Origin of the sequence: uncultured Algibacter sp., from assembly GCF_947487575.1 — a bacterium.
Classification (GTDB): Bacteria; Bacteroidota; Bacteroidia; order Flavobacteriales; family Flavobacteriaceae; genus Algibacter_B.
The window spans coordinates 102,948-120,149 of record NZ_CANKXG010000008.1 but is presented as its reverse complement, the minus strand read 5'-3'; the positions used below and the strand labels follow the sequence as shown (position 1 = coordinate 120,149).

Here is a 17,202-nt window from a genome sequence, read left to right as displayed (position 1 = left end):
CCGATCCCGATAGCTATCGGGAGAAGTGCGAGGACTTATAACGGAAAGCCCGACCTTTAGCGATCCTGCGAGGTTTTTAAAACCTTGTAGGTATGAGTAAAAGGTAACGCCCAAATACTAAAATTAATAGTTGTACTTATCTTTCCAGCGTTGTTTTAAAAATTCTCGTTGTGCATTCTCACGGGCATTGTTTCCAGGTTCGTAAAGGGTTTCGTTTTTTATTTCGTCTGGTAAAAATTCTTGCTTAGCAAAATTGTTCTTGTAGTTATGTGCGTACTTGTAATTATCGCCATAACCCAATTCTTTCATGAGTTTTGTGGGTGCGTTTCTAATTTCTAGAGGCACGCTTAAATCGCCAGTTTGTTTAACCAATTGTTGCGCCTTGCCAATAGCCATGTACGATGCATTACTTTTGGGCGAACATGCCAAATAGGTGGCACATTGGCTTAAAATAATACGAGATTCTGGATAACCAATGGTTGTTACGGCTTGAAAAGCATTGTTGGCTATAACTAAAGCCGTTGGGTTGGCATTTCCAATATCTTCACTTGCCGAAATAAGTAAACGGCGTGCAATAAATTTTACATCTTCGCCACCTTCAATCATGCGGGCTAGCCAATAAACTGCACCATTGGGGTCGCTGCCGCGAATGGATTTTATAAATGCCGAAATAATATCGTAATGTTGCTCTCCTGTTTTATCGTAACGTACGGTGTTGTTCTGGATTTTTTCAAGAACAATTTTATCAGTAATTTCTATAGAATCCGTATTGAAGGAATTTACCAAAAGCTCAAAAATATTAAGTAATTTTCTAGCATCGCCGCCCGATAGTCTTAATAGCGCATTGGTTTCCCTTAATGCTATTTTCTTTTTAGAAATATGTTCGTCGGTATCAATAGCCCGTTTTAAAAGCGTCTCTAAATCAGTTTTATCAAAAGCGTTTAAAATATAAACCTGACAGCGCGATAAAAGCGCCGAAATCACTTCAAAACTTGGATTTTCGGTAGTTGCTCCAATCAGCGTTATCCAACCTTTTTCAACAGCTTGCAACAATGAGTCTTGCTGAGATTTGCTAAATCTATGAATTTCGTCAATAAACAAAATAGGGTTTTTTGTGGTAAACAATCCGCCACTTTGTTTTGCTTTATCAATAACCTCCCTAATGTCTTTAACACCAGAGTTTATGGCGCTTAAGGTGTAAAATGGTCTGCCAGATTCAGAAGCAATAATATTTGCTAGGGTGGTTTTTCCAGTTCCTGGAGGTCCCCAAAAAATCATAGACGGTATTAAACCCTGTTTTATGTGTTGTGTTAAAGCACCGCCTTTACCCACTAAGTGCGTTTGACTCACGTAGTCTTTCAAGGTTTTTGGTCGTAACCGTTCCGCTAATGGTGCGTTCTCATTCATAAACACAAAATTACACGAAATTATTTAAGTTTTGGGCGTGTCCCCCGAAGAAAAATCGGGGGTCGGGCTTTTCGTTCCAAGTCCTCGCACCTCTCCCGATAGCTATCGGGATCGGGCTGTGGGCTTTCCTCTTCAATCCCTCACGTGGGGTTTACCTGCCAATTTAGCACATAAAACAAGGTTGGAGAACTATTTGCTAACGTTATTCCTATGAAAAACAGAGAACATTTTCAATTCTCAACAGGAGTAATCGCTTATCCTATATTTTTTGTACTAACTATTTGGTTAGTATTCTGGTTCGAAGTACGCTTTGGCTATAACTTCAGTAAATATGGTGTTTACCCACAAACGCTAAAAGGCCTTAGAGGCGTTGTGTTGAGTCCGTTTATTCATGGCGACATCAAACATATTTATCACAATACAGTGCCGTTATTTGTATTATCTACGGCATTGTTTTATTTCTACAGACATATTGCTTGGAAAGTTATTCTTTATGGTATTTTATTATCTGGTTTTCTTACTTGGTGTATTGCCAGGCCATCCTATCATATTGGTGTAAGCGGACTTATTTACGTCCTTGTAAGCTTTACTTTCTTTAAAGGCGTATTTGCTAAACATTATAGACTCATAGCCCTATCACTTATGGTTATATTTCTCTACGGAAGTATGATTTGGTACACCTTACCTATAGAAAAAGGGATTTCTTGGGAAGGGCATATGGCAGGTTTAATAACTGGTTTACTATTCGCTCTGTTTTTTAGAAAAGAAATTGCAAAGCCAAAAAAGTATTTATGGGAACAAGAAAATTATAATGAAGATAATGATCCTTTTTTAAAACATTTTGATGAAAACGGAAACTTTATAGAAACCGTTGAACCCGAAATAGAGGAGGAGCAACTCAATATAAGCTACCACTTCAAAAAAAATGATAAGGCAGATTAACGACGTTGTCTTACAACTTCATATAAGAAAGCACCACAAGCCACAGAAACATTCAAAGACTCGATATCGCCTAGTAAAGGCAATTTAGCTTTTTCATCTACAACTTTTAAAGTAGAAGGGTTTATGCCTCTACCTTCAGACCCCATAATTATGGCACTAGGTTCAACAAAAGAAACGTCATAAAGTGTATCGTTTGTTTTTTCGGTGGCCGCAATTACTTTAATCCCAGAAGCCTGCATGTAAAATACCGCGTCTTTTATATGGTCTACTTTGCAAATTGGAATTTTAAAAACCGCGCCAGCACTAGTTTTTATAGTGTCGCCATTTACTGGAGCACTACCATTTTTTTGTATAATAATACCATTAACACCAGTACACTCAGCTGTTCTAATAATAGCACCAAAATTTCTAACATCGCTCAATTGGTCAAGTAAAAGAAAGAGCGGTGTTTTACCAGATTCTATTACATTCATAACGAGGGCTTCCATATCATGAAACTCGATAGGTGAAATTTGAGCAACAGCTCCTTGATGATTTTTATTGGTTAACCTATTTAGTTTTTCAACTGGAACGTAAGATTTGTTTATTGATTTTTTATTTAATAAAGATTCTAGCTCGCTAAATAACTCACCTCTTTCTCCTTTTTGCAGAAATACTTTATCAATAGTTTCCCCAGCATTTACAGCTTCTATGACAGCTCTTATTCCGAATATTTGTGTTTGGTTTTCCATTGGGGTAAAGGTATGGAAATACAAAGTTTACTAAGTAATTAAACTAAAAAAAAACACGCTTTTATCCGAAATTAAATAAAAAACTAAAATGTAATATTTTTATGCTTTTTTATCAATGAGAAAGAAGACTAGCGAATTCTACGAGTTTTTAATTTGATAGTTTAGCAAAATTAATTTTATTATCTTTGAGTTGACTAATTCAAAAAAAAATGATAATGAAAAAAGATTACAAATCAGTTGTTCTATTGGTTCTTGGTTTTTTTGTTTTACAATTTGCTTTCGGACAAAATAAACAATTAAAAAAATCAGTAAATGCTTCTATAATTAAAGAGCATCTCGAACAGAATAAAGAAAAATTTAAATTGTCCTCAAGTGATATTGAGGATATTTTTATTAGTAAAGAAGTTTATTCAAAATCTACAAAAATTACTCATAGTTATTTAAATCAGGCTTATAAAGGTATTAAAATTCATAATGCCATAGTAAACATAGCTATTAAGGACAACAAAGTCTTTCATGCAACTAGCAATTTTAAACAAGATGTTTCTAAAAAAATAAACACATCAACCCCAGTTTTAAGTCCTGAGCAAGCTATAGGTAAAGTAGCATCCCATTTTAAATTGGGGAATGTTTATAATTTACAACCTATAGAAACTAGTGGTTCTAAGAAAATTTATACTAATGGAGGTATATCTCAAGAAACCATTCCAGCCGAACTTGTTTATTCTCAATTAAGCGATGGTTCTATGAGGTTATGTTGGAATTTAAGTGTTCTTACACTAGACGGTGCCCATTGGTGGAACGTTAGAGTAGATGCCGTTACAGGACAAATAATTAATGTTAACGATTGGATTGTGAAATGTTCATTTGGTGGAGATCATACTAAGCATGGTGTGAATAGATCAAAAAACTCTAATTCAGACAAAGAAGCTAGTTTTGATTTATTTAAACCAAATAGTGCTATTTTTACTAATGACGGTTCACAATATAATGTCTTTCCTTTCACTGTTGAAAGTCCAAACCATGGAAGTAGACAAGTCATTTCAGAACCAGCAGATATTAATGCCTCGCCTTTTGGCTGGCATGACACTAATGGTGCAACAGGAGCAGAATTTACAGATACCCAAGGTAATAATGTTATTGCGCAATTAGATGATGATGGTAATAATGGTAGTGGTGCTTTAGCTGAAGGAACTGCAAGTTTAGATTTTAATTTCCCTTTGGATTTAACGCTTACGGCTTCTGAAAGTATTGATGCAGCTACAACAAATCTTTTTTACATGAATAATATCATGCATGATATTTATTACCAATATGGATTTGATGAAGCTTCTGGAAATTTTCAACAAAATAATTATGGTAAAGCCAGTCCAAGAACAGGTGGAGATAGAGTTTTTGCAGATTCTCAAGATGGTAGTGATTTTGATAATGCTAATTTTGGTACCCCAGACGATGGGAGTAGTCCAAGAATGCAAATGTTTTTATGGAATACACCGTCAACAGTTCCTCTTCTAACTATTAATAATACCTCTTTAGCAGGTGCTTATACTGCTGTGTTACCATCAACTGGAGAAGGTGATGATGGTGTAGGGAATATAACAAGACCAGATGATACAGCAATTACAGCTGATGTCGTTCTTGTGGACGATGGAACTGCAGTAGGAGAAGAAGGATGTAATGCATTAATTAATGGCGCTGCTTTATCTGGAAAAATAGCCATAATTAGGAGAGGTAATTGTGCTTTTACGGAGAAAATACAAAATGCCCAAAATGCTGGTGCTATTGCAGTAATTGTTGCAAATCATAATAATCCAGATAATGATCCTGACTATTCTGAGTATGTTGGTATGTATGGTGTTACAACCCCAGTTTTTACAATACCTTCAATTTTTATAAATTTCACAGATGGAGAAAGTATAATATCATCACTTAACAATGCTGAAACCGTTAATGCAACGATTATCAATGACCCTGGAATTTTACTCGATGGGTCTTATGATAATGTTGTAATTGCTCATGAATATGGTCATGGTATTTCAAATAGATTAACAGGTGGTGCGTTTAGTTCTGATTGTCTTATAGCTTGTACTGAAAGAGATGCTGAAGGACGATGTATCCCAGAGACAAATACAGAGCAAATGGGTGAAGGTTGGTCAGATTGGTTTGGTTTAATGATAACTATGAAAGCTAGTGATTTACCAACAGATGGTAGAGGTATAGGAACTTATGTTAGTAGTCAACCTACAACTGGTTCTGGTATTAGACCTTTTTTATATAGTACAGACACTAATGTAAACCCAATGACTTATGCGACTTCAAATGATACAGCAAGTATAAGTGCTCCCCATGGAGTAGGATCTGTTTGGTGTACTATGTTATGGGATTTGACCTGGAAATATATTGAAAAATATGGTTTCGATCCAGACATCTATTATGGTACTGGAGGTAATAATAAAATTATGCAAATTGTTATGGATGCCTTAAAATTACAAGCCTGTCAACCAGGATTTGTTGATGGTAGAAATGCTATTTTGGCAGCTGATACTGCAATGGGAGGAGAAGATCAATGTATGATATGGGAAGTTTTTGCAGCCAGAGGTTTAGGTTTAAATGCTACTCAAGGAAGTAGATTTTTAAGAACAGATCAGACTGAAGATTTTACAATGCCAGATCCTAGTGATATGAGTCTAGCAAATTGTACTACTTTAAGTGCTGAGTCTTTTACTAGTAAAGATTATAGAGTTTATCCTAACCCAGCTAATTCTGAATTAGCTATAAAAGCTTCTAAGGCGATTGGTAATGTCGTTATAGATATTATTGATATTAATGGAAGAAAAGTGCTTTCTAAATCGACTATACTTTCAAGTGAAGTTAAAATAAACACAAGCTCACTTCAAGCTGGAATGTATATTTTGAGAATGAAAGGAGACTATATTAATACATACGATAAAATACTAATAGAATAATCACAATAGTAATTGATTTATAATTTAATTAAAAACCAACCAATCTAGAATATCTAGATTGGTTTTTTTATACTGTTAGTTTTTTATAATTTTTTCACTTATAATTAAATTATTTGAATAAGCTTTAATGATATAGATACTTTTATTAAGGTTAGAGAGGTCTATACTATCAATTCCATTTTCATCCTTTTTGTTTTTAATAAGGAGTCCTAATATATTATAAACCTCAATATTAATAATTTTGTTTTTAGAGTTAATATGTAAAGTATTATTAACAGGGTTAGGATACATTTTAAAATTATAATTAGTGTAGTTGTTAACCTCTAAAAGCGTGCAAGATTCATTTATTTGAGAATTCATTTCAATTGGTCTTTTTGGTATTAAAGATTTACCCTCAAATACAGGGTCATTTACATCATATTTATTTGCTCTAAACACGGAATTAGCACTTGCTAAGCTCCCTTGAGATAAAATACCATTACTGGTATCTGGATTTATATATTCCCATACAATTTCTTTATTAGAATTAATTTCAAAAAAATAGCCTAAAGAGCCAGAGCAAATTAATGTGTTTCCATTTGGTAGTCTTTGTGCACCAGAGAGAATAGGAGAGAAAAATTTTTTACGCTCAACAGGGTCAATGTATGTCCACGTAAGGTTTTGTGGTTCAAACCCATTTACAAGATTAAAATTGTAATTACCATTAATGTCTACATTTGGATCAATAATATCAATAGAAGAATAATTTATAGGTAAATTATTTTTATCAATTTCTCTTGAATTGCCATTATTAAAAATCATGATTTTTCCAGCATCATTAAGATTTTCTGGAATCCAATGCGGAAAATGTTGACCAAACAATTTTTTATCACTGTTATTACCTAGTCTATATGATTGTGGATTTCCCCAACGATATAAAAAATCACCTCCTTTTCCATAATTGCCACCAGTATGACTAGCAGCTTCTTTGCTTGTTGTAGAATGATCAATGATATATATTTCGCTTAAAAGACGTGAACTTAGAATAAGTTGGTCTAAATCAATATTGTATTGTACAGAGTTAAAATGAAGCCAATTGGCTGCGCCACCATTGCTGTTTTCATTAATAAAGTTTATGTCTAGTAGCTGAGGGTTATTAGCTACGTTTCCAAAATTATCTTTCGAAGCATCTAAATCTTGAATTAAATGATCTTTTATATCCCATTCCCAAACTATTGTACCACCACCATTTATTAAATCAGGCTGAATTTCTATAATTTTTTCACTGTAAATTTTACCTTCGGTTATGAGATTAGGATCTCTACCTGCTTGAATAGCTTGTACTTCTGTGAGTATTTTGGCTGCAAGAATTAATATATTCCCATTAGGTAATGGTAACACTTCATGATGTTGAGAGACTTCGTTAGTTGAATAGGTATAGTCCCAAACTAAATTATTATCCCAATCAAATAATTCTACTTTTCCACCAACTCCTCCAAAAACAACATTATCGTTTGGGATTTTTGCAGCACGTAATAAGTTTCCGTTTTCAAGCAAGTATACAGATACTCCAGGATTATACACACTAGTCCATTGATGAACAATTTCGCCACAATTATTTATTAAATAGGTTTCGTTAGATGTATTTGGTGAAAACAACGTATAACCATTAAAAGCTTCAGAATTATTTTTTATAACACCTACAGTATTTTGAGCATGTAACGTTAAACTATAGCTTAATAATAAAATAAAGTAAATAATAATTCTCATAGCTCTAATTTTAAAAGGTTTATAAAAAAGCAAAACCACTTCATATGAAGTGGTTTTGCTTTTTTATACAATATGATTAATTTATCAAAAGTTTTAGTTGCTAAAAACAACTGTACCTGAATCATTATCTGTTACTGTATAGCTAGTACCAGATACAGTTAAAACATATTTGAATAAATACGCATCTGGATTACCTTGCACTTGACCACCAGTATTAGTGTTCCATGTGCCAGTTAAATCTATAGTTTCTAAAGCAACACCAGGTTGAGAAAGTGTAAATAAAACTGGAAGAACTAAATTTTGTGCAGGAGGAACTCCGCTTGCACTAGTCCAAAAACTTGGAACTAACCAATAATTACCATCGTCTAAACTACCAGGTGATACTCTAATCTCTTCTGGACAATTATTATAACTTGCATCAATTGGTCCTGTGAAATCTTCGTTATAAATCTCAAAATCCATGTCAAAGTCACAAATACTGTGAGGATCTCCGTCTGAATCAACATATTCACCATCCCAGTTTAGGTTAACTACAAATTCATCAGTAGTAGAATTTTCTATAGTTAAAGATACTGTTGGCGATCCAATAACTTCATGAAAGTCAGAAACTGTACTTGCAACTATTTGAAGTTCTATAGTTTCAGATTCTTCAGGTGTTATATCATCATTAATAACCACTTCCATAGTAGTAGATGTTTGATATGCTGGAACAACAGCGTTACTTAAAGTAAAATCACTCTCTGATGCTGTACCTCCAACTTGACTTGCAGTAAACGAAGTTGTAGTTTTTATTGGTTTATCAAAATTAATTGTAATACTTACAACAGGTGAACCTGCCTCATTAATACTAGAAACTGCAGAAGTTGCAGTAACTATAGGTTTACTACTTTCATCACCAATTGGAGAAAGGTCTTGATCATCACAAGAAGTAAAAGCTAAAATGATTACTAATGTGCTAAATATATGTATAATTTTTTTCATTTTGTATGTTTTAAAGTTTCTTACTGTCTTGTGTAAGTTGAAGTCCATTCTCTTGGTCCTCCATTAAAGAAAGTCTCTATATGTTGCATAGTAATAATACCATTTTCAGCATCCCAAGTACCTCCTAAGATATCACCAATACCAAAACCTCCGGCAGTTCCATAATCTAAATTACCAGTGGCTAAAATTTCTCCACAAAGTTCAACAATGTTACCTCCGTTAAAAAGCCCTGCGTTACCTGTGCAAGAATCTAACCAATATCCATCTGCAGTACCAAATCTCCATGATCCATCTGCGTTTTTAGTGATAGTCGTAGTTTTTGATGGCCCACACCAATCATTAGTAACTAAGTAAGTTCCTGCTAAATCAGCAAAACATTGATAGATTAATGTCAAAGTAGTTGATTTACTACTAGCAATCACGTTAGTACCATCTGCACTAGCAAATTGTAACGTTAAAATAGGAGCAATATCTAAAGGAGGCTCAATTCCTTCAGTAATTATACTAACAGGAATAGTTCCTATGTAGTTTTGATCAGACTTAAGTGTAATTGATGTACTGTTTAATGTATAATGAACACCTTCAATGGCTGTTGTATTAGTAGCATCAACAGATATAGTAAGGTTTACATCTTCTGTGAAATCAACTATTGTTGGACCCTGAAGTTCTATGTTAACATTAGCAGTTACAATATTGCCATCAGCAACGGCACTAACTGTTTGGTTTAATGTTGAAAAACTTGTGAAATTTTCTCCATCATTAAAGGTGTCTGCTAAATTATCATCATCAAGTATACATGATGTAACAGATAATACCATTACTAATAATAATGAAATGGACTTTATTATATTTTTCATATCTATATATTTTTAAAATTATTATTTTATTGCATCCAGAAAGTATGTCTGTCAAAAGCTGCATTATCTCCCTGTATTGGAACATTATCAGGGTTAGTTGCTAACTCAGTTTCAGGGTACAGTAAATTTGATGGAAAAATTGGAGATCTTGCATCTACTGGAATAGGAATTCCAGAAGGAAAGCCAGTTCTTACTCTATCCATCCATACTTCAAATCCAGAAATAAAACCACCAGCTACCCATTTTTGAGTAATAATAGCTTCAATTTCGTTTCCTGCTGCTACTGCTAAATTCCAGTTTATTTTATTACTAAAAGCACCAGCTTCATAACCTATAGCTGCTGTTTCTGCACTTGGAACTCCTAATTCAGTAAACGAGGCTATTATACCATTTCTATAAAGCGTACCAGCATCTCCCGAAAGTAAACCACGTTGTACAGCTTCAGCTTGTAAGAATAATGATTCTGATCCTAACATAACTTGTAATGGTTGAGTACTACCAATTAACAGTCCAGGCCCTAAGGCTGAAGTCGCATTTGTTCTGAATTCATCTACATATACGTTTTGCGGAACACCTCTAAATTCACCATCAGAAGCTGCAGGAAGGAAAAGTCTAGAAATCCTATCATCACCATTATCTACTAAAAAGTTCATAAAGAATTCATTTCCACGTGTAGCTTCATTATTTCTAGCTGGAGTAGTCGTACTTCCTGGTACAAAACCAAAAACAGTAAAGAAAGGGTTTTGTTGATCAGTTTGGTCAGCATAACCAGGATTAATAGCTGCAGTGGCAGTTATAAAACCAATACCGTTATTTTCTATTTCACTATACTTGGAAGATAAATCTTCACCAGTATTTACTTGTCGTAATAACATTCTTAGTTTTAGTGTATTAGCAAATTCTTGCCAAGTCGTCATATTACCACCAAACATAGCATCAGTTGTTGCAGGTAATGTGCCAGCTGGAGCATCATTAATCATGTTTATTGCTAAATTTAACTCATCATAGATGATATCGTAAACTGCTTTATCATCATCGTAGGCAGGTTGGATATTAGATCCTCTAGCAAAAGCTTCTGTGTAAGGAACATCTCCATAGGTATCAACTAGCATAGCATAATGAAATGCTTTCATGATTTTAGCAATAGCTTTATAATTATCATAAATATCTCCTTCAAAGTTTTCAATGAAGACATAATTGTTTAAAGTAAGTGTAAACGTATTGTTCCATATTCTTTGGTACGTTGTATTGATAATTAAATATTGTTGTTCAGGTTGGTACCATACACGGTCTCCAGCATCAGCCATAACACCAGCATGAATACTTCCAATTAAGTTAAAAGAGTCACCTGAACCATTTAAGACATCTGCATTATATAACATATCTGCAGAGTTTTTTTGAGCTGCAGGCAGTAATAGATCTGGCGAAGCTGATGAAGGACTTGCTGAACTTCCATTAACATCTAAATAACTGTCACTGCACGAGAATGACAATGTCAATATCGTAAGTAGAATTATATTTTTTATATTTTTCATTTTTATTTTTTTAAAATTTTAAATTAACTTTAAACCCATAAGTTCCTGAAGGAGGTGCTTGGGCAGAAGACCCAATACCAGTTGTTCCATTACTAACTGTAGAGTTTGTGCTGCCAATACCTATGTTTGAACCAGCTCCAGAGTTAATTGAAAATTCAGGATCTGTATAGATATTTTCTGCAGCTCTCCACATAATTAAATTATTAGCAACTAAGCCAACATTAATCGCATCAAAAGGTGTTTTTTCTAAAAATTTAGAAGGAATTGCATAATCTAAAGCAATTTCTCGAATTTTAATAGCTGAAGCATCCACTACATAGTTTTCTTTAATTTCGTTATATGAAGTTTGCCAGAAATTTCTAGTTCCATCAGTTGTTGGTCTATCTGTGTTTTCTACAAAAACTCCTGATCCTGGAGTAGTTTCATAAACAGAATTAGGAAAGATGAAAGCTTGTCTATTTGTTGATACACTATTTTTTGTTAATCCAGCAAATTCTAGAGCTTCAACTACAGTACTATAGAATACGTGTCCAGTTTTATAATCAGCAACAGCTCTTAGCGAAAGCCCTTTATATGATAATTTTGAAGTAATACCTACAATAATATCTGGTACTGTATTACCTAAATTAATAAGTTCTGTAGTTGGCTCTGGGTTTCCATTCGCTTCAACAATTATTCGGCCTTGATCATCTCTTTTATAACCAGGGGCAAATAAAGAAGGATAAGCATCTCCTACTTTAGCAAATATAGTAGCTGTGTTTTGGAAACCAGAACCAATCTGAATTCTATCAGGACCACCTAAGTCTATAACTTCAGACTTGTTTGTTGACATATTGAATCCTAAATCCCATTTAAAATTTTCAGTTTGTATAGGAACAAAGCTCAAGTCAAGCTCTATACCTCTATTTTCAATTTCTCCTAGATTTGTTACAAATGAAGATGCTCCAGAGGCTCTTGAAGCTCCAATACTGTTAATTTGATCTTCAGTAGTAACTGAATAATAATTAGCATTCAATATAACCCTACTTTTGAAAAATTCTGCTCTAAGACCTGCTTCAGTAGAATAAGAAAACTCAGGACTTAAATTAGGGTCTACTGCTCTTGTTGTTTGTCTAAGCCCAGGGGTTCCTAAAGGAAAACCTACAGGTACTATGAAGTTTTCATTAATTAGTCCTATTGGTGCGTCATTACCAACTTTAGCATAACTAACATTTAATTTTAAAAAGTTTAAAACATCGCCTTTTAAACCCTCTATAGCATCAGTAGCAATAAATGATAAACCTCCAGTGTAATAAGAGTAGGTGTTGTTAGCAACAGGTAATGTAGACGAGGTATCTTGTCTCCATGCTCCCGTTAAGAATAAATAATCTTTATAACCAAGAGTCATATCACCAAAATAAGAAAATAACCTTTTTCGAGAATCAGACTGAGGAGAAGCAAAGTTAGTGGTGTTAGATCCTAAATTCCCTGTTCTAACATTTACATTAAAAAGCTCATTAGTAAATAAATTATTACCTACTATATTTATTTGGTTACTTCTAAACCCTTCCAAGTGAGTTCCTAAAATAACTCTCAAGCTGAAATCATCTGATAATTGTCCTTCTATATTGAATAAAAAATCAGAATTTAATCTAAAGTTACTACCTACACCATTAGCAACTGCACTTACCTCATCACTTGGTCTTGAATAATCTATAGCAGGGTTTGTATCATATGCAAAAGCTTCTTGAGTGTTTTTAGTTTCTCTATTAAACCAAGTTCCACCAAGAGAGTAAGATGCAGATACCCAATCGCTAAATGTATATTTAAAATTAGCAATTGCTTGTAATCTATTTGTTTTATTGGTATCTCTATTAGAATCTACTATTTGGTAAGGGTTCTTAAAGAAGGCATTAAAATATGTGTCTGGTGTAGAAAATTGATCTGTTCTCCAATTTTTATATCTCTGTAAATCTATATGGGCAGGTGTGTTCAGTAAAATTCTATAAAAACTGCCATCTGAAGGACTAGGTCCTGCAACGTCAGATTTGTCTTGGAAGAAAGATATTGATGTTCCAGTTTCAAATTTTCCATATTTTTTTGTGGCATTAAATCTGAAATTATCTCTGTTGTATTTGTCACCTGGTGTAATACCGGTTTTATCTATTCTTTGAGCTGAAAAGAAGTATGTAGAACTATCATCTCCACCACTTATAGATATAGAATTTTGAGTTGTTATTCCGGTTTCAAAGAAATTTTCTCGACCATTTTTAACAGGAGCATATCTGCCAGTTTGAAAAGTTCCATCAACTAATTGCGGTCCGATTTGACGAATAGTACCGTCGTATCTAGGTCCCCAACTTTCATTTTCATCTGGAGTATAGTTAAATGAATTACTAGAACCGCTACCAAATTTACTCTGTGTTTCAGGAAAGAACTTTAATTCTTCAAAGGTAACAGCGGAGTTAATAGAAATACTGATTTTGCCATCATTTTTCCCTCTTTTTGTGGTAATAATTAAAGCTCCATTTGCTCCTGCAGAACCATAAAGAGTTACTGAAGAAGCTCCTTTAAGAATATTTACAGATTCAATGTCATTTGGGTTAATGTCACTAAGAGCAGTGTTTGCTTGTGGTACACCATCAATAACAATTAGAGCATCATTGTTACCAGTTAAAGATGTACTAGCTCTTAATCTGATACTCGAGTTAGGTTTTACACCATTATCACTAAAGTTGATGTTAAGTCCAGAAGCTTTACCTACTAAGGCACTAACTGGATCTACAGGTGCCGCTTGTACAAGGGCTTCTTGGTTAACTATTGTGGTTGCATAAGCAAGTTCTTTAGGCTTACGCTTAATTCCCAATGCAGTAACAATTACCTCGTCAAGAGCTTCTGCATCTTCTGCCATAGTAATATTGATTGTGTTGGAGGCACCAACACCGATTTCTTGAGTTGTATACCCAACAAAACTGAATACAAGGATATCGCCTTGATTAGCATTTATTGAATAGTTACCATCAAAATCTGAAGATGTACCTGATGAAGTACCTTTAACTAAGACAGTTGCTCCAGGCAACGGTAAACCAGAACCATCTGATATTGTACCTGAAATTGTCTTTTCTTGTGCAAACGTTAGTTGCACAACAAACGCTAGTAATAGCGTTAGAATTCCACTAAACTTTGTTTTCATTTTATAATTATTTGAATTAGTCAATGCCAAAAATCATAAAATTATCTTAATAAAACAATAAATAATGGTTAAAATTTGGTAAAAAGGGTGAAATTTTACGAAAATGATAATTTGAGGCTAGAAATTCGCTGTCAAACTGATATGTATTTTAGAATTAGAGAGTTTAAATTTGGTATTCTCAGTTTTGCCGTTAGCATAGTTGAGTTTAAGTAACCCTGACTTTGTAATAATTCCAAATCCAAATCCGTATCCAAATAGTTTCTTTTTAGTTTTTTGGATTTTGTTTTCGAAATATCCAGCGTCAATAATGCTATGAATATAGATTGAATTGTTCAATTGAAACCTGTACTCTGTATTAATAAAGCTATATAGGGTCGCAAAAAGACTATTTTCTTCAAAACCTCTTATGGAGTTTATGCCTCCAAATCTTAATAATTCATTTTCAAAGTAGGTGTCAGAAATTAGATTAGAACCATTTAATCTAATATAAAAACTATTTTTCTTATTAAGGTTAAATATTTTTAAAGCGTCAATAGATAATTGGGATTGTTTTTCCTTGTTTTTAGAGCTATTTCGTTCGCCAAAACCTGTTTCAAAATAAATTTTAGAATTAAAAGGAAAAAGTAAATTGTAAGATTGGGGTTTTAAATATTGGTAAGCAATAGTGTATTGAGTGGTGTTGTAATCGGCTATTGAAGTTAAGCTATTGTCTGAAAGTAAATTATTTGATTCTGTGGAAACAATTCCAGCATACAATTTGTGTTTTACATTTATTTGATAATGCAATTTTGCAGATTGATTTACTGTTGTGAATGATGAATCTTTTTTGAAAATACGTAAAAGAAAATCTACACCTATTGGAGAGTTGAATAAATAAGGTAAAGAAATATCAGCTTCAAATGTTTTTTGGTCGTTTTCATCACTCTTATATAAAAGTCTAAATGCTTCACCAAAATTTAAATTGTTATTTAGATTTAGATTTAAATAACCGTCAAACTCTAAGTTATTTGTTTCTTCATTAGTTCCAAAACCTAAAAAACCATCAAATGCATTGCTTTTAGATTTTTCTAGATACAGATATAAGGTTGTTGAATCTTTTGAAAATAATACTTCAGGAGGTTTAATTTCATTTGCAAAATTTAAGTTGTTTAATTGTTCAGTCTTATTTTTAATGGTATTTAAATCAAAAACCTGTTTAGGTTTTATTTTTAAGAAGTTATTTAAATATGAGCGAGGAAAATTTTCATATCCTTTTAAGATTATATTATCAATGATTCTTTTGCTTTTTGACGAATTTATAATTAAACGAGCTTGAAGTGTGGATGTGTCAATAGTTTTTAAATCCGATAATTTTAAATTAGAAAATGGAAAGCCTTTTTTAGCAATTTCAGAATTAATAATATTCAGAGCATTCTCAGTTTCGGAGAGGTTAAGAATAAAATAATCATCATACACTTCCTTTGAAACTGAATTTAAAGTTATGAAGTCAATATCATTTTTATTGTAGTATACATATAAGGACTTGAATTTGCTTTTTAACTTAATTTGAGAATGGAAAGTAGAGTCATTCGTTTTCTTTAATTTTTTAGTTTCATTTTCAATATAGCCTAAATTAAATAGGGCTTTTTGTAATGCATCAATTTCAGATTTAATAGATAAAAAATCACTATGAGTTTTTAAATACCCTAATGAGTCTATTACTTGTATTTCATATTTGGTATTGCCCTCAATTTTTAAGGTTAATTTTTGGCAATACCCATTCAATGAAAAGAATACAGATATAATAAGAATTAAGTAAGAGGTTTTTGGCACGTTTTTAACTACTAAATATTCTGTAAATCTAACGGAAAATCTAAGCTTATAATATGCCTAATGTTATTATTTTTGAAAACTCTCAAAAATTAATGAATTAGGATTTGAATTCTAAATTTTAATTTCTACATTTGCACCCCTCTTAAAAGAGGATAATAAAATTTATATATATTATATATGCCAACAATTTCGCAATTAGTAAGAAAAGGAAGAGCCAAAATAACCAAGAAGAGTAAATCGGCTGCTTTAGATTCTTGTCCGCAAAGACGTGGTGTGTGTACTCGTGTTTACACAACAACTCCTAAAAAACCTAACTCAGCAATGCGTAAGGTAGCAAGGGTTCGTTTAACAAACGGAAACGAGGTTAATGCATACATCGGTGGTGAAGGACATAATCTACAAGAGCACTCGATAGTATTGGTTAGAGGTGGAAGGGTAAAAGATTTACCAGGAGTTAGATATCACATTGTACGTGGTGCTTTAGACACAGCAGGTGTTTCAGGTAGAACGCAACGTAGATCTAAGTATGGTGCAAAACGCCCTAAGAAGTAATTAAAACTTTAAGAAGAAGACATGAGAAAAAGAGCAGCAAAAAAGAGACCGCTTTTACCAGACCCAAAATTTAACGACCAGTTAGTAACGCGTTTCGTTAATATGATGATGTGGGATGGAAAGAAATCGGTGGCTTTTAAAGTATTCTACGATGCTATTGATATTGTAGACTCGAAAAAAACAGACGAAGAAAAAACAGGTTTAGAGATTTGGAAAGATGCTTTATCTAACGTTATGCCACACGTAGAAGTACGTAGTCGTCGTGTTGGTGGTGCAACATTCCAAATTCCAATGCAAATTCGTCCAGACCGTAAAGTTTCAACAGCTATGAAATGGCTAATTAGCTATGCTCGTAAAAGAAACGAAAAATCTATGGCATTGCGTTTAGCGTCTGAGGTTTTAGCAGCAGCTAAAGAAGAAGGGGCAGCCGTTAAGAAAAGAGTTGATACTCATAAAATGGCAGAGGCAAACAAAGCATTCTCTCACTTTAGATTTTAA

General features: G+C 33.2%; 12 protein-coding genes. 4 read left to right on the top strand and 8 right to left on the bottom strand.

Translation table 11 applies throughout. The features are described from left to right. Nucleotides 1–123 precede the first annotated feature (123 nt). The gene (locus Q0870_RS10545; protein WP_298555413.1) at nucleotides 124–1,407 is read right to left on the bottom strand and encodes a replication-associated recombination protein A; all 1,284 of its coding nucleotides are present in this window, start codon (nucleotides 1,405–1,407) and stop codon (nucleotides 124–126) included. Between the two features lie 210 nt (nucleotides 1,408–1,617). Here Q0870_RS10545 and Q0870_RS10540 point away from each other — a divergent pair, with 210 nt between their 5' ends. After that, nucleotides 1,618–2,349 (top strand): rhomboid family intramembrane serine protease, encoded by a 732-nt coding sequence (locus tag Q0870_RS10540; RefSeq protein WP_298555411.1) that lies wholly within the window; start codon nucleotides 1,618–1,620, stop codon nucleotides 2,347–2,349. On the opposite strand, the gene rlmB is transcribed toward Q0870_RS10540, so the two are convergent. Beyond that, on the bottom strand, nucleotides 2,346–3,080 hold the full coding sequence (gene rlmB, locus Q0870_RS10535) for a 23S rRNA (guanosine(2251)-2'-O)-methyltransferase RlmB (RefSeq protein WP_298555409.1): 735 nt from the start codon (nucleotides 3,078–3,080) through the stop codon (nucleotides 2,346–2,348). The two genes, Q0870_RS10540 and rlmB, sit on opposite strands and share 4 nt — an antisense overlap. A 215-nt stretch (nucleotides 3,081–3,295) precedes the next feature. Between rlmB and Q0870_RS10530 the strand changes: the two genes are divergently transcribed. Beyond that, entirely contained in the window at nucleotides 3,296–6,046 is a 2,751-nt protein-coding gene (locus Q0870_RS10530; RefSeq protein WP_298555407.1) for a T9SS-dependent M36 family metallopeptidase, read from the top strand. Nucleotides 6,047–6,121: 75 nt separating this feature from the next. On the opposite strand, the gene Q0870_RS10525 is transcribed toward Q0870_RS10530, so the two are convergent. The 6 genes from Q0870_RS10525 to Q0870_RS10500 form a co-directional block, all read right to left on the bottom strand. Next, nucleotides 6,122–7,795 (bottom strand): aryl-sulfate sulfotransferase, encoded by a 1,674-nt coding sequence (locus Q0870_RS10525; protein ID WP_298555405.1) that lies wholly within the window; start codon nucleotides 7,793–7,795, stop codon nucleotides 6,122–6,124. 93 nt (nucleotides 7,796–7,888) lie between these two features. Further along, on the bottom strand, nucleotides 7,889–8,776 hold the full coding sequence (locus Q0870_RS10520) for a hypothetical protein (protein WP_298555403.1): 888 nt from the start codon (nucleotides 8,774–8,776) through the stop codon (nucleotides 7,889–7,891). A 20-nt stretch (nucleotides 8,777–8,796) separates the two neighbouring features. Then, the gene (locus Q0870_RS10515; protein ID WP_298555401.1) at nucleotides 8,797–9,633 is read right to left on the bottom strand and encodes a hypothetical protein; all 837 of its coding nucleotides are present in this window, start codon (nucleotides 9,631–9,633) and stop codon (nucleotides 8,797–8,799) included. 26 nt (nucleotides 9,634–9,659) lie between these two features. Next, nucleotides 9,660–11,168, bottom strand: a complete 1,509-nt coding sequence (locus Q0870_RS10510; protein WP_298555400.1) for a SusD/RagB family nutrient-binding outer membrane lipoprotein — start codon at nucleotides 11,166–11,168, stop codon at nucleotides 9,660–9,662. Between the two features lie 10 nt (nucleotides 11,169–11,178). Beyond that, entirely contained in the window at nucleotides 11,179–14,340 is a 3,162-nt protein-coding gene (locus Q0870_RS10505; RefSeq protein WP_298555398.1) for a SusC/RagA family TonB-linked outer membrane protein, read from the bottom strand. A gap of 117 nt (nucleotides 14,341–14,457) precedes the next feature. Continuing rightward, nucleotides 14,458–16,152 (bottom strand): ShlB/FhaC/HecB family hemolysin secretion/activation protein, encoded by a 1,695-nt coding sequence (locus tag Q0870_RS10500; protein ID WP_298555396.1) that lies wholly within the window; start codon nucleotides 16,150–16,152, stop codon nucleotides 14,458–14,460. A 177-nt stretch (nucleotides 16,153–16,329) separates the two neighbouring features. Between Q0870_RS10500 and rpsL the strand changes: the two genes are divergently transcribed. Both rpsL and rpsG read left to right on the top strand, forming a co-directional pair. Further along, nucleotides 16,330–16,704 (top strand): 30S ribosomal protein S12, encoded by a 375-nt coding sequence (rpsL, locus tag Q0870_RS10495; protein ID WP_019386263.1) that lies wholly within the window; start codon nucleotides 16,330–16,332, stop codon nucleotides 16,702–16,704. A 21-nt stretch (nucleotides 16,705–16,725) separates the two neighbouring features. Next, nucleotides 16,726–17,202, top strand: a complete 477-nt coding sequence (gene rpsG, locus Q0870_RS10490; RefSeq protein ID WP_092847766.1) for a 30S ribosomal protein S7 — start codon at nucleotides 16,726–16,728, stop codon at nucleotides 17,200–17,202.